Source organism: Stutzerimonas kunmingensis, assembly GCF_014764705.1.
GTDB lineage: Bacteria > Pseudomonadota > Gammaproteobacteria > Pseudomonadales > Pseudomonadaceae > Stutzerimonas.
Genome location: NZ_JACXXG010000010.1, coordinates 119,212 through 132,842 on the forward strand (window position 1 = coordinate 119,212; position 13,631 = coordinate 132,842).

18 protein-coding genes and 1 pseudogene are annotated in these 13,631 nt (G+C 57.3%); 1 reads left to right on the plus strand and 18 read right to left on the minus strand.

Annotation, left to right across the window (positions count from 1 at the left end):
• Positions 1 to 8: 8 nt before the first annotated feature.
• The 18 genes and pseudogenes from IEG05_RS10595 to IEG05_RS10680 all read right to left on the minus strand — a co-directional run.
• Positions 9 to 344, minus strand: a complete 336-nt coding sequence (locus IEG05_RS10595; RefSeq protein WP_191122005.1) for a hypothetical protein — start codon at positions 342 to 344, stop codon at positions 9 to 11.
• A 13-nt stretch (positions 345 to 357) separates the two neighbouring features.
• A complete protein-coding gene (locus IEG05_RS10600) occupies positions 358 to 1,734 on the minus strand; it encodes an integrating conjugative element protein (RefSeq protein WP_191122020.1) in 1,377 nt (458 codons plus the stop codon).
• Positions 1,735 to 1,781: 47 nt separating this feature from the next.
• On the minus strand, positions 1,782 to 2,723 hold the full coding sequence (locus IEG05_RS10605; RefSeq protein WP_419581651.1) for a TIGR03756 family integrating conjugative element protein: 942 nt from the start codon (positions 2,721 to 2,723) through the stop codon (positions 1,782 to 1,784).
• A gap of 2 nt (positions 2,724 to 2,725) precedes the next feature.
• Positions 2,726 to 3,076, minus strand: a complete 351-nt coding sequence (locus tag IEG05_RS10610; RefSeq protein ID WP_224742777.1) for a TIGR03757 family integrating conjugative element protein — start codon at positions 3,074 to 3,076, stop codon at positions 2,726 to 2,728.
• 223 nt (positions 3,077 to 3,299) lie between these two features.
• Positions 3,300 to 3,596 (minus strand): hypothetical protein, encoded by a 297-nt coding sequence (locus tag IEG05_RS10615; RefSeq protein ID WP_191122007.1) that lies wholly within the window; start codon positions 3,594 to 3,596, stop codon positions 3,300 to 3,302.
• A 7-nt stretch (positions 3,597 to 3,603) separates the two neighbouring features.
• Positions 3,604 to 6,516 carry a conjugative transfer ATPase gene (locus IEG05_RS10620; protein ID WP_191122008.1) on the minus strand — a complete coding sequence of 971 codons (2,913 nt, stop codon included), beginning with the start codon at positions 6,514 to 6,516 and terminating at the stop codon, positions 3,604 to 3,606.
• Positions 6,517 to 6,518: 2 nt separating this feature from the next.
• The gene (locus IEG05_RS10625; protein WP_191122009.1) at positions 6,519 to 6,947 is read right to left on the minus strand and encodes a TIGR03751 family conjugal transfer lipoprotein; all 429 of its coding nucleotides are present in this window, start codon (positions 6,945 to 6,947) and stop codon (positions 6,519 to 6,521) included.
• Positions 6,928 to 8,424, minus strand: a complete 1,497-nt coding sequence (locus IEG05_RS10630) for a TIGR03752 family integrating conjugative element protein (protein ID WP_191122010.1) — start codon at positions 8,422 to 8,424, stop codon at positions 6,928 to 6,930. Before IEG05_RS10630 ends, IEG05_RS10625 begins: the two co-directional genes overlap by 20 nt.
• Positions 8,411 to 9,301: a TIGR03749 family integrating conjugative element protein gene (locus IEG05_RS10635; RefSeq protein ID WP_419581652.1), complete on the minus strand. Its 891-nt coding sequence runs from the start codon at positions 9,299 to 9,301 to the stop codon at positions 8,411 to 8,413. Before IEG05_RS10635 ends, IEG05_RS10630 begins: the two co-directional genes overlap by 14 nt.
• A gap of 14 nt (positions 9,302 to 9,315) precedes the next feature.
• Positions 9,316 to 9,978, minus strand: a complete 663-nt coding sequence (locus tag IEG05_RS10640; protein ID WP_191122012.1) for a PFL_4703 family integrating conjugative element protein — start codon at positions 9,976 to 9,978, stop codon at positions 9,316 to 9,318.
• On the minus strand, positions 9,978 to 10,385 hold the full coding sequence (locus IEG05_RS10645; RefSeq protein ID WP_191122013.1) for a TIGR03750 family conjugal transfer protein: 408 nt from the start codon (positions 10,383 to 10,385) through the stop codon (positions 9,978 to 9,980). Before IEG05_RS10645 ends, IEG05_RS10640 begins: the two co-directional genes overlap by 1 nt.
• A 30-nt stretch (positions 10,386 to 10,415) precedes the next feature.
• Complete coding sequence (locus IEG05_RS10650) at positions 10,416 to 10,775, minus strand: TIGR03745 family integrating conjugative element membrane protein (protein WP_191122022.1); 360 nt, start codon at positions 10,773 to 10,775, stop codon at positions 10,416 to 10,418.
• Between the two features lie 78 nt (positions 10,776 to 10,853).
• Entirely contained in the window at positions 10,854 to 11,087 is a 234-nt protein-coding gene (locus IEG05_RS23630) for a TIGR03758 family integrating conjugative element protein (RefSeq protein ID WP_191122023.1), read from the minus strand.
• Positions 11,088 to 11,092: 5 nt separating this feature from the next.
• The gene (locus IEG05_RS10660; RefSeq protein ID WP_191122014.1) at positions 11,093 to 11,437 is read right to left on the minus strand and encodes an integrative conjugative element protein, RAQPRD family; all 345 of its coding nucleotides are present in this window, start codon (positions 11,435 to 11,437) and stop codon (positions 11,093 to 11,095) included.
• Positions 11,438 to 11,579: 142 nt separating this feature from the next.
• On the minus strand, positions 11,580 to 11,879 hold the full coding sequence (locus IEG05_RS10665; RefSeq protein WP_191122015.1) for a hypothetical protein: 300 nt from the start codon (positions 11,877 to 11,879) through the stop codon (positions 11,580 to 11,582).
• A 42-nt stretch (positions 11,880 to 11,921) separates the two neighbouring features.
• Positions 11,922 to 12,671: a TIGR03747 family integrating conjugative element membrane protein gene (locus IEG05_RS10670; protein ID WP_191122016.1), complete on the minus strand. Its 750-nt coding sequence runs from the start codon at positions 12,669 to 12,671 to the stop codon at positions 11,922 to 11,924.
• 9 nt (positions 12,672 to 12,680) lie between these two features.
• Positions 12,681 to 12,956 (minus strand): hypothetical protein, encoded by a 276-nt coding sequence (locus tag IEG05_RS10675; RefSeq protein ID WP_191122017.1) that lies wholly within the window; start codon positions 12,954 to 12,956, stop codon positions 12,681 to 12,683.
• Positions 12,953 to 13,387 (minus strand): annotated as a pseudogene (locus tag IEG05_RS10680) (hypothetical protein); the annotation flags it as partial. The pseudogene IEG05_RS10680 and the gene IEG05_RS10675, both read right to left, overlap by 4 nt.
• Positions 13,388 to 13,468: 81 nt before the next feature.
• Between IEG05_RS10680 and IEG05_RS23460 the strand changes: the two are divergent.
• Positions 13,469 to 13,631: transposase (locus tag IEG05_RS23460; protein ID WP_191122018.1), on the plus strand; the 163-nt coding region annotated here is incomplete at its 3' end.

Consider the following 13,631-nt stretch of genomic DNA (forward strand, 5'->3'; position numbering starts at 1 on the left):
TTTCGTTCCTAGATAACGCCAGCGTTGACCAGCTCGAACACGACGACCGTTAGGCCAACCGCGATTTCGACACGAAGCAGCCGCTTGCGGGCATCTGCGGATGGCTCGCGCTCTAGCACCCTGCGCTTGAGCCCTAGCCAACACCAAACCATGGCCGCATAGACAACGCATCGCCAGACAAAGAGGAGAGGAGCTGCCTGGTCGAGCATTCGCTCCCACGCATCAACGCTCCCAAGCATGGAAACACCCCAAGACATGGCGGCGAGGCCGACGACAAACAGCGCTATGGTCCAGGCGACGCCTATCCAGAGGCCTTTTGATCGAAGGATTTTGGTGATGGCCATCTAGGTCGCCTCTTTATCGATCAATCTGCTGCAGACGATTTGGTATGGGATCACCTTGGAACACGCCGCGAGAGTTCTCACGCTTCTCCAGGTTGCGATCAATGATCGTTTTGGCTGCGTTCCCGCTAAGGGAGCGACGGAGTTCCAGCTCCGTTTTGAGGTTATCCAAGTCCTGCTGCAGGCTGCGGTTTTGCTTATCAACCGCAGCTAGCGCGAGATCATTGGAGGCAACATTTGGCTCGCGGGTGCCGGCGAACAAAATACGAACCAGCAAGAGTGCCTTCTCAACAATGCTTGAAAGCGCAATTTCAGAGGCCAGCCGTCGAGTCAGCAGATCCTGGTCCTCCTCTTGCCGTAAAGCCTCGATCAAGCGTCGAGTCACAGGAACAGAGGCCGTGCTCGCTTCCTTTAAGTTCTCCAAAGTTAAGCCAGTATTTCCTGCGACCAGGTTCTCCAGCGCCGTCAGCTTTCGCTCGTACTCTTCTTGAATCAGCGGGGTAAGTCCCACACCGGGAATGGTCGATGTCTTGGTGCAGCCCTCGCAGGTCTGTTGCTCTTCTTCCCCAAGTACCCGAACGGCGAATGCTGCTGCAGCTTCAGGACTCTCCCAGGCATCACAAACTAGCCCGTCGTTACAATCCTCTTCACTGATCGAGGACGTCTCCATGACAGCTCTTTCGTTGAGGAGGTTGTATCCGGCTTTGGCAATATCACTGACTATCCGGATCGGCTCCTGGCCATCTCCTCCCGCGTTCTGGCCACCGACCCAAGGAACACCGTAACGGCCGCGACTCTCCTCTGCCTCGGTCACGGAAGAAACCGCGTCCTGGTCAGAGGAAAGAATGGCTTCTCTCATCGCCTGCCCTTCCGCAATCTGGCCCCAGCCCATTTGCTGACCGGCTGCGTCGGCCATCCGCTCGGCCATTGCCCGACACGTCATTTTGCTGCGGTCGAAGTCAACCCGAGCCTGGAGAATGCCGTTGGTGAGGAGGTTGTAGAGCGCGGGGTTTGCGCGCTGAATGATAAGAGCAGGTAGCGATGCGACAGCGCTGGTAGCGTTCTGAATGACGCTACTCATGATGTTCTGGAAACCCTGTGTAGCACCGTTCAACTGGTTCTGAAGGGTAGTACTTAGACTCATATTTCCGCAGACCAAGCTGCTATTCCAGCCAACGCCAACGCCAAGACTGCGCATGCTTCCCGCCCGCCCCATCCCGACCGCGCTGCCGCCACCAACGCTATACAGCACGTCATCTGCGATGACATTGCCTGAAGCTTCGTAACCGTACTCTGCCGCAGAGGCATGGCTTGCCCCCATCGCCAGGATGGCGACCGCTAGCGAAGCAGCCAGCAGAGAGGAGCGCTGGGGAGGGGGGCAAGAACCTATCATCGAAAACCTCACTGTTCCAAAGTCCGTTGTCCGGGGCATCACTTTCTTCACTGCGCGAAATCGACGCTGCCGAGGAAGGTTTGGCCCTTCCTTTCACAGCAGCTGTACGGGCGCCAAAGAGCCCATGCATAACCACCGTCTATTGCTTGATCGCGCGTCATGTCATGGGGAAACACCGCACAGGTATCTCGTAGCGTTGGCACGAGCTCTTGCCATTTGTGGTTCGTGATATCGCCTTCTACGATCGGCTCTGGTGGCCAGTACCCATCTTTCTCATTCGCAGTGATTGGCAAGTACACATGTGGCTGCCAGGTGCGCGTGACGATATCGCCCGCCCGCTGCGCCATGACCGCAGATGCCTTGTGGTCGTCAACTTGGTGTAGAAAACCTTCACGCGGATAGACGTTGCCCCAGGTGTTGCCTTCTAGAAGTCCGCCGACCTCTCGCATGCCAGGTATAAGGGATTGGGGATAGGCCATTTCCGGAATGCCGAATCGCCACGCAACCGTGTCGAGCACACTCAGGAAGTAAGGGACGTAAGGGGTAGTCGCGCTATCGCAGATATACCCCGTCGACTGCGCGAACTCATTAAGAAGGGTGCCTGGATGGCCGATGACATCGACATTCTTGAAGATGCTCATCTCGTTTTCGCGCTTGTGGTTGGTTGTGCTGTTGCCGCCGTCCTGTGCAGCCCCGGTCGGACTGCTATAGGAGGCAACTTCGGTCCACGGGTTTTGGCCGGTCACTGAGTAGCTGGATACCACCGTCTCAGGAATAAAGTGCCGTACCTTGACCGACGTTTCGACGTCGCAACCAAAGCTGGTACACCGCAACCAAAAGCAAATGCCCACGACCTGATATTCGATGCAATCCTCGCTTAGTGCGGACTGAACAAGAGTGGAGGTCTCGATCGCTAAGACCGGCGAGCTGATCGCCAGCGCGCCAATCATTAACGAACGACGCATTTGATGCAGTCGGATCAGCGCCATCGTTAGTGCGCCCCCTGCAAGTAAGCGTCGACTAGGCCTGCTGCCTCAGCTACATCCGAAAGCCCGTAGACCACATAGGTCCTGTCTACGATCACAGCGGGCACTTTCTGGACCTTCAGGGCTTTGGCGTCTGCGACATCCTGATAGGCGCGCCGGAGCTCTGCCGTTAGGCGGCGGCCCTCTTCGCTGGAGAGCATCTCCTCGGCTGCAGAGGCCGCCCGCTGCGGATCGGTTGGTAATCCTTGCGACAGGGCCTGGGTGAGCTGCGCAGGTCTGTCCAGCTCAATGACTCTGGCATTGCCCGCATTTGTGACAGGGTGCTGGCTGTCCGTAACGACAATCGTCTCGGCCATGGCCGCGCCGCCCCACAGGCAAAGCGAGGCCCCAAGGCGGGCATATAGAGATCGAGCGGTTCGGAGTGTGACCATCGGACTGCACCCTGCGGTTCATTTGTGGGCAGTCAAACGCAATCCTGTCCTCCTTACCGCAAACAATGCGAATCTCGTACTTCACTATTTTCCGACCGAATCCTTGAGCAAAAAAAAAGGGGCCAGAGGCCCCTTAAATCAGTGGTTCCTACCGACAAACAGTCGCCCCATCCGGCAAGCGGATTTCGGGCAGTTCCAGAGTGGCCCGGATAGAAAGCAGCTCATGTGATGCATCATCTGGCTGGGGGTGTCGGGCAAGCCAGTCATTCAGTTTCTCAACAAGAGAAGCGCTGATTTCACGGCGATCGACGGCGAAACTCCGCACGATCTGTAGCGAGTCAATCAGCGCGGGCGCGCCAACTTGCAGCGATTGCAACGCTGCGGCTGGATGTTCGCGAAGCAGCACAGTCAAGGTGTCGATCAGCTCTTGCGTTACGGTGTCCATGGCCCGACTACTCATACTGATCCTCCGCATTTTCCCGCTTGATAATCTCAAGCCCACGCGCCTTATCAATGCGTTCCGCCATGATGATCGCCGCGTCCACCTCGTCGCAGCCATGCTCGTTCATGATCCGATAACGCTCGTTCTTTTCATCCGGCTCTGTCATCGCAAGAGCCAGATACAGGCTCGGCGGAACTGTACGGAACAGCAGCTCCATCGACTTACTCAGCACAACGCCCTCCGCGTATTTGTGCTTTTCCTTGCGGGCCGAGAGCATCAGCGCTTTCTGTGAGTCGTTCAGCTCACGGAAGCGGGCGATCTTGGCAACCTCATCAGGCGGCATGCTCAGGCAGATCCACCACTCGATCATGTTCAACATCGGCGCCGCTTCGGGGGGCAAGTCATCGACATTCTGGGTTGCGAGCCAGAACCATGCGCCCAGTTTCCGCCACATCTTCGTGATCTTCACAACGTAGGGAGAGAGGAGAGGGTTCTTCGTGATGATATGCCCCTCGTCCGTTACGTTGATGATCGGACGCCCAAGGTACTGATCGCGCTCGGCAATGTTGTTCACGGTATTGATGAGAGAGATGTACGCGATGGAGAGCTGAGCGCCATAGCCCTCCCGCGCGTACGTGGCAAGGTCAACAATCGTGATATCTGCCTCAGGCCAAGGAGTGCCCTCCCGGTTGAACATGGCGCCGTCAGCGCCTTGGCAGAACATGTCCATCGCGTCGCCCATTTCAAGCATGCGGTGCCGTCGCGCGTCGGGTAGCGACTCATCGCGGCTCGCTGCGTGAAGCGCATCTCGAACATCCTGAGTCAGAACGGTCCGACCCTCCCGTTGGCAGCGTTCTGCCGCTTTCAAAATGCACTGGCGGATCGCACTTCGATCAGCTCGGGACATGCGTGCATCTTCTTTAGCTTCGCCCCCAGTGATCATTAGCCGAGCTGTGATTTCCAGCTCGCCCAGGATGTCTCGCTCATCATCATCATCCGCACTTTGATCCGGGGTGTTTTTGCCTCGGCTTTGGAGATCGTCCTCCAGGTCCTCTTCCTCTACGTTGAGCCGGTCTTGCTGTTCTGGCGAAAGCAGCTTCGTAGCGTCTGCAAACGGGGCCAAGCTGACTCCAGATCCAGGGGCAAGTTTTACTCGGTTCACGGTGAGGCCCATCCGGGCGGCATAGTCGCCTGTCAGACCAAAGGAGTTACCCGCTTCGACGATAAAGATTCGTGGCCGATAGATCGCCAGCACCTGGTGGATCAAGGAATTGAGCGTTGCTGATTTACCAGCCCCCGTCGGGCCGAACAGGAACAGGTGCGCATTCATCTGCCGATCAAGAGGGTTGAGCGGATCGAAGGTTACTGGTCCGCCGCCACGATTGAACACGGTAAATCCTGGATGCCCAGTGCCCTCACTCCGCCCCCAGATGGGACAGAGATTGGCGACGTGCTGGACGAACATTAGGCGCGTGTACCACTCGGCATTTTTTACCGATGGGTCAAAGCAGGCAGGTAGCCACCGAAGATAGCTGTTGAGGGGTGCCACCTCATCATGCTCACGCACAGGCAGGAGGCCGTTGTTCAGCAGCACGTTGTGCAGCTGCAGCGTTCGGTCGTCCAGCTGCTGGAGATCATCGCCACGGATGTAGAAGCCGATGCTGCATTGGTAGAGCTTGTGGGAGCTACCGAGAATCGATCGGGCACGATCGATGTCTTCCCGGGCCTGAGAAGACGCGAGGGTGTCACCTACGGACTTTTTGCCCAGGTAATTTAGTTTGTCCTCAAGGATGTCTTGCGGGGTAACAACCATGGTGATGCACAGGGTTGTGTCCTCAGGCATCTGGTCGAAGAGGGCATTGATCGCGTCTCCGCCTTTCTTGGTCTCCCCTGTGAGATGCCCTATTTTTGGGGCGTTGCGGAGCCTGTCGACCATCACGACACGATGCGGCATGTCGTCGAAGTACCAAACCCCATTCTCGACGTCGGAGATGGGCTGATTGAAGAACAGTCGATCTGAGAAGTCCCGGCCTGTTGCCAGCTCAAGCTCTCCAGGTTCTGCAGTCTCAGGGTATGCGGTCAGACGATAAAACTCGTCCTTGTCATCCATCAGTTTGGGGTTAGGGTTGAACCAACGCAGCAGCCAGTCATGAATATTCGCTTCGTTCATGCGAGTGGCGCGTACGTTGGAGTTGGCCAGGCCGCCCACCAGCCGATCGCAGATAGTGTTGAGCTCGTCCTCAGGAGACTGACCACGTCGGGCGGTACTACCGTTCGCTCGGCGGTATATCACCATCCGCACTTCGCGCATCTGCCCGCGCCACGGTAGCCGGGAGACGGCCGTGTCCTCAAACAACCCGCCCGGTCGGGAAACCCCTTTGAGGTGGTGCGAGAAATCACGCAAGTAACTCTGGGTGAACTTCGTCCCCTTCGCACGGGGTTGGATGTAATCCTCAAGGCGCTCCGTAAAGGGGTCCCAGTTCGTATCCTCACGTGCATAGAACTGGCATACCCAATTCTGATCGTCGTGTTCGTCAAAGCTGTCCTGCAAGGCGTTCTCGAGTCCGTCCCGCAGTGCTCGGAGCCAATCGGGCTCCCGCCCCTCGGTACCAACTGCAGAGAGCTCAAAGAACGCTGCTACCGAGACAGCATCTTCCAGAAGCATGCACTCGCCGTCAGGCAAGTACTCAGCCCATGGCAGCATGCGAACGAACGAAGGTGGCACGTCGTATGCCCGGCGATAGTCGGCCTCAGAGACGGCGCTCTGATCGCTTTCTACCGCTTCGCCAGGCTCTGGAATCCCACGTTCACGCAGTTTGGCAACATGGTCCTCCCAAGCATCCGGCTGCTGAGCGGCGCGTTTAGCGCGACCCTGCCCCAGTGCAAACAGCTTACCCAGTGAAAACTTGGCTTGGCTCGTCATTGTCAGTAGTCCTCGGTCCGCTCACCTGGCATTGCGTATTGAACCCGCTGATACAACGGGAACACCGTGCTGTAGCCGGGGATCGGAGCAGGATCGGTACCCGCCAAATGCGGATAAACGTACATAACAAGGTCTGGGTTAGGCAGGCGTTTGAACTGGCTATAGATCTCATTCTGAGCCGTACGCGTGTATCTGGCGTTTTCCTCCTGAACCGAATCGGATGTCGAAATCGCCCGACGAAGATCCTGTCTCGCGTCCAGCAGCTTTCGTTCACCTATCCCCCCCGCGCCTCCCCCGGTGCTCTGCAGCCAGACATCCATCATCGTCTCGTCACCATGAGGCAGCATCTCGTCCTTGGTCGTCGTGCAGCCTTGAAGTGCAGCAGCTGCTACAACGATCACCGCTGCAATCTCAATCGAGCGTCGAAGCATGAGTAGCCCCCATTGCGTACCGGACCTTGCGGCCTTTGATTTCATAATCGATCTGCAATTCTTGATCGATGTGGATTGCGACCTTCGCGTTGGGCTGCACATAGATGGCTGCGAAGGCCTCTCCATAGAGCTTGTTAACCCAGTCCGAGATATCGCTGACGCCGCTGCTGAGGATCTGCTGCATCGCCTGGTTACCGGTTACGGTGGACGAAGCGAACTGGCCTGAACCTGAGCTTCCGAAGACAGCCGTTCCACTTTTGCTTTTGTCCTGGTTACCCAGAAGGGTAGCGACGCCGGCTCCTGCTGCAGTTACGAGGCTCTGGGTACCGATGTACTGCTTGGCGTTGCTTTTGCGCTCCCCAGCGATGCATGGGATGCCGTATGGATCACTGATCCAGCCCAGTCCGCCCTGAATCTGATCCAGCTGCCGGCCCTTACTCTGGTTTGATACGCTCTTGGCCTGCGCAGCATCCTCAGGGGTAGGGAGGGTGCGTACCGTTCCATCGTTGAAGACAAAGGTAATGCTGCGGACCTGGCCACGAACGCATGACAAAGTCCAATCACCCGTTGCTGTACCGCTTACAACCGCGCCGGCGACCTCGGGCAGATCAATGCCATTGGCTGTTAGGTTGTCTGCGCCGACGATGACTTTGAACGGGTAGGGGTCATTCACTGTTCCGTCGATCGGGACTCTCCCAATCAGGGCGGTCATGGCCGTGGACCCCATCAGGGTGGAGTTCTGAGGCACGGTGTATACCGGCCTGACCTCCTTCTTCTTCGAGCCGCCCGGGGTCCTCGCCACTCCAGTATTCAGCTTCGCTTGAGTGCTATCGACAGCATCGCCAAAGCTTGTAGGGAAGCTGTAACCTTCGCCCTTCGCACTACTAGACGATCCGCTCGCCTTGGGGTCTGCCTGGAGCTGGTCTGACGGATCGATCCAAACCATACTGTCGCCGCCACTGGCGAAGTTCGATCCTTCACCCTCCTTCAACCCAAAGCCCACAGGTAGCTCTTTATCGTCCTTGCTGCCGGGCATACGGTTCTCATATGCGCTCCGGAATTTATCGAGCAGGCTACGCGCTTCTTTCTTGGCCCTTTCTACCTCTTCACGGTCACCCTTAATCTTGGCGCGCTCTCCAGCCAGGCCGCTTGCGATGCGAGAGTCGATTTCGCGCTCACGAGCCCGAAGTCGCTTGTTCTCTTTCAGGAGCTCTTCATTGGCCGCCTGAGCTGTTTTCATCTCAGTTCGCATGGCCTTGACCTGCCCCACCAGCGTGGCGACGGTGTCTTGGGGCGTATCCCCTTGGATGCCCAACAGATCCATTTCCTCCTGGGAAAGAACTGGAGCCTCAACAACCTCTTGGGTCTTTTTCTCGACCTTGCCGTTGTTGACCACCTTTACGATGGCCAACACCAACACCACCGCAATGCCAGCGGCAAGCCACTTAAGAAGTCCGGTTGACTTATTGATCGCCATGGTTAGTCCCTCCCTGGTTACTGGCCGAGTCCACCTGACTCAGGGAAGGGAGGATGGATTTGGCGAGATCGCGACCGCGAGTGACCAGGTACACCACCGTCGTATCGCTCGGATCTCCTCGACGCCCCAAGTAAGAGTGCTGGAACGTGGCCGTGTGCAGATCACCCTGCAGAGCCCGCGGATCCAGATCGAGAGGTTGCGCAGTCAGGTTGGTGAGCTTCACCGCAGTGACCCAGAATTCACTCAGTCGCCAAGCTGCCAAGGCCCGCGCTCGAACAGGCAACGAAGGTGCAAGGGTTGATAGATCGAGACGTGGATGTATGTTGGCTTGGGCAATCCCATCAACCGGCTCCACCGTCCGCAGCGGCGCGTACAACGACTGGGCGGCATAGCGGGTCAGCACTACAGGAACCGGAGTTTCTCGCGGCTGCTTGGTAAGCTCCGCTGGCCCTGCCTCGTCCTCATCCACTTCATCACTGCTGTCAGAAGCTCTTCCATAACGCTCCGGCGGGGTATCCCCCCCTACAATCTTCACCGGCTCAAGCTCCGGTGCTCCGTCCTCCACCGCAGTAGCTGCAATGTCGACGAGGATCAGTTCACCAGTGGTTGCAGACTGAAGCTGAATCCGTGTCGGCTCGATCGGCTTGGAGGCCAGCAGGTAAATGGCACCACTGGCACTCTGCACACGGATGTCATCGTTAATGGAAGACGGGATGCCGACACGAACATTTTGATCGACAAAGATGATCCGCTCCTGTCCGACCTGAAGCGGTACGGCCAGAGGTAAACGTTCCCACCGCATTATCTCTACCGCATTAGCGGAGCCGCTGACGGTTACCGCCAGACCGGCCAGTAACCGCCACGCCCGCGAGCGCAATTGTGCTCGAGCCATCACTTGACCTCCGCGGTTGTTGCAGCTTTTTCATCAGGAGTTGCGATGCGCATCGGCGCGCTTGCGTAGCAGTCCAGAGCAAGCCCCCACGGATTTTTTTCCGCGTCTTTGTCCAGGCGAACAACCCGAATCGGGTAGCGAACGAACGTCCGCTTAACCGGCTCTGAGGAGTAGTACTCGTCCGTTGCCAGGTCGAGATTCACGACCCAGTCGTTGATCGACTGCTGCTGCACGCGCAGGGCTTTGTTATCTGCGTAGCCCCGACCAGGCAACTCATAAACACCCCGGACCCGCCCTTTGAGTTCGTTGTTCTTGTTACGGAACTCGTAATCACCTTCAAAGAAGACCTTGCAGGCCGGGGTAAGGTAGTTCTGTAAGGCGTGGATTTTTCGCTTGTAATCCTTGGCTCCATCGGCCGGCCAGCTGTTGAGCTGCTGGAAGATGTAGCTGGTGAACGCATAGACGTTCTCTGGCGGAACGTCCCACCACATGCGCGAGCTACCTGAACGGAGATCAGGCGGCACATGAATATTCAAGCTGTCCGGTGCTGTCTTCATGCCATAGATGCCATACGCAGCAAGCATGCTTACCAGCAACAGCGCAATTCTCAGCGATGTAACGTGCCCCTCGAGGCGGCGCACCTCGTTTCTCACTCTGCTCACTATCTTTCCCCTCGCCGGTGATACCAGACCCCTGAGCGCCTGATCAGATCCTGCCCACCTGTCCATGCCATCAGCAGAGGAAAGCGGTTTGCGATCCGCCACTGCAGATTCCGGTAGAACCAATCGTCCGGCCGGCCACGTTTCACCCTCCGCAGCACTCGACCGCCTAAACCAATGCCCAAAAACACCGCAAAGAGCACTACGGTCGGGACAATGGCAAAGGCCGAGAAGACAAAGGCGAAAGGAATGCCGATAACCACGCCTGCAGCCGCCGAGGACAGCCCAACAAAAAACAGCTCATTCGCCGTCAGACCCAGCACAACAATGGGCTGCCTGTTGAGGCGGTTCGGCAAGAAATTCACCGTGCCCTCTGATGTGAAGCTGACCGGCTCATTGCTGTCTGTCATGGGATCTGTCCTCGGGAGCAGGGACTGGCGTCAAAGGATCTCGGAGGCTTTGGTGAGCATCCAAATGATCAGCACGATCAACCCTCCACCAACGGCGACCGTCGCCCCGAATTGACCCCATGTCGCTTTACGGGCCTGCACCTCGCCGTACACGTTGTATGAGTGATAAGCCACACCCAGGAAGGCGACGCTGCAGACAATCAGGCCCAGCAGCACGATGATGTCGTAGCTGTAGTTCTGCCAAAGCTCGAGGATTCCATTGCCGCCGCGGGATGGTTGCTCCACCTCTGGTAGATCGGCGCGTGCGGACGTCATCGCGCCCATTGCTATCGAGGCAAGCAGCAGCCCCTGGTTCTTTTTCGAGCTAACCCAGTCGTTTACGCGGGTCATTGGTGAGATACGAGCGGTTGCTTTCATGAGATGCCTCCTTGGGCATTGGTTGGGTGACACAGCTAAAGAACTTCGGGTTTAAGAGACCAGTACCGCGAGCAGGACTAGATAGATCATCGAGAACCGCGCAATCAGAGACGCTAGCGCTGACTTTTCTACCTGCCCTCTTGCCCACCCCTTGTATGCCGTCGTGATCGCCCATGCGCCCCAGACCAACAGCACAGCCAGGACGATCCCGACGACCAGATCCGAAAACTTGGCAGCAGCAAATCCGCTTGTTGCCTTGAAGGCAGCGCTCTGCGCCGCTGTCATCGCGCTCACGGCCTGTCAGACCCGGTGCGGGTGTAATGGCCCGAAAGTTGGCCGGGGTCACGAGGCTGAGCGCGAGCGGGAGAGAGGTAGCCTTGGATGCCACCCCGTACCTGGCCGAGATCCTCAAGCAACCGCTGGTAGTCGAAGTGGTAACGCCCGCCCTCAGGGGAAGGCCGGCCTGCACTCTTCTGCGCAACCTTCTCGATCATGCTCAGCTGACGAAGGATGAGTTCGAGATTCGCCTGCTCGTCTGCCGTTGCAGCTGCGGAGCAAAGAGGGGAAAGCAGAAGTGCCGAAGCAACGAGCAATGGCGCTGTAAGCTTTCTTGAGAGGGGCTCGTTGATCGTCATCTTCTGAATCCTGGCGTGACATTGAGTGTCAGGTTGCCAAGCCTCTGCGGGTTTATCCGCAGGAAATGCGATCTACGTGGTTCACCTATTTATTGACGGAAAAAAAACTGTTGACCGGTTTGTTGACGTGCCAACCACGGAACTAGGGGAGCTGTTTTTTGAAAAAGAACAGATAGCCGTCGACGATGGTATTCCCGTTACCGGGCTGATCTGTTTGATGGTTTCCGGCCAGTCCAACCGTCTTCCATACAGGCTCGGTAGAGACCAGTTCCCAGCCTTCTTCGCCAAAAGTGGCTAGAACCTGCTGCTGACTCCGCAAGGCGAATGCAGCAGCCTCAGGCGCGCCGAAATTCTCTCTGGACTGTTTAAACATCAGCCTCCCGATGGTTTCCTGTTGATAGGGCAACGGTTCGTAATGCGTTCGGTATTCATATCGGGTCATGGATTACTCGACTCCTCGTTATGTTGCGGGCCGCAACACCCATCACAGGTATTTCTTGAAGCTTCCTACCGTGACGCTCACTGAGAGGGCTAGGAGGGCTGCGCAAGGCAAGAGAATCAAAAGGGGGCTGATGCTGACTGGCATCGAGAGATAGATCAGCCAAGGCGCTACCGCCAAGGGTTTGATGGTCGCTCGGGCTCTGTGATGGACGAAACCAGACTCGAGCCCCGCGCCGAACCGGCGGATGTCCCTTCGGACCAGGCCGTCTACCAAGCCGACCGCAATAGCCATCAGAAATAATGGTGTGGTCAGGGTTAGCACAATCAGCCGAACGAGAAAGGTAAGAACGGAAAACACAGCGGCCAGCGCATAGTCTTCGATTAGGACCATAGCCGAGCCGATCGCTTGGTCGAAGCTTCCGTCGCCCCGTAGGCTCTCTCGATGGTAGGCCTCGGATTGGCCATGGAAGAACTCCACGATGCCGGTATCTTCAAAGCCTGCCTTGTATGCAGCCTCAATCAATTGGCTTGCTGTCAGCCCTGGCTCCTCGATGATGAAGCTGTTTGTGAAGTCTTCCGAGATCCAGTCCAGCTCAAGGAACATCATGTCGCGGGCGTGGTGCCATCCCTGATCGCTCCAAAAGAAGTAGAGGCCGATCCATTCGAAAATGACGCTGAGAAACAGAGATAGCAGCATCACCCCGATGAAGCGGAAGGGGAGAGAGATCGTCTTCCCTAACCAACCTTGTTCTCTGATCTGCTGTTGCTGTGCAGTGTTTGCCAGGTCAGCCATAGCGGAGTCCTAATGTAATGTGACGACAGCCGTTTCGCAGCGCAGAACCACTTGGCCGGCAACGGGATCGACCAAGCGGATTGCCGGCGAGAGGTTTCGCCTGACCCATTCCGGTGCCATACCCTGGCGATTCAGTTGATCGAACAACGTCTGCCCATCGAGCCAACCCAGACGCGCTAAACCAACGAGTCGAAGTAGCGCGAAAGACAACGAAGCATTCGCTTCGGCCGCCAGCTCAACGAGTCGGATCTCAGAGCGGGTATGGGTTTGGGGTTGCATCATCATGCGCTCGGCTCCTGCTGCATCTGTTCAGGTATCGCCACTGACTGCACGACATCTCCCTGGTCCAATTCAAGGTCATCAGGCAACGCATTCGCGATCGGTGAAGCGAATCCAGATCCGTTCCACCAGTCGCCACCGTCCAGGTAGTTTTTCCTCATATACCCAGCCAAAGCCTGTAAGTCCTTCGGCATATCCTCATCCGGATCGGACGCTGGGAGAGGCATACGGACCTTCCAAAGGTTCCCCCCCTCGATCAAGGCAAACGCTTGGCCTTTCGGCAGGCTCACCACGTTTGAGGGCTCGATGAGCGGGACCGTGACCGTGCTCACGCGGTCCTGAGTTTGAGAGGTAAACGCGGTGTTACCGGTGGGATCTGAGGTATCGGTGGCACCACTGACCTGCGTGGTGGTGTAGACATCAACCTTGCTTAACTGTAAGCGTCCGCCCTGCACCCACTGCCTGCCCTAGCCTCGAATAGCCACAATGGTGCCCACCATTTTTTAGTGGACACCATTGTGGATACGCCCCCCTCTACTCCTCGCCGCAGTCGCCGCCCCAACTTTTCGGTGGAGTTCAAGCGTCGTGTCGTCGAGGCCACGCTATTGCCCGGCGCATCCGTCGCGTTGATCGCCCGAGAGCATGAGGTCAACGCCAACCTCGTCTTCAAATGGCGCCGTC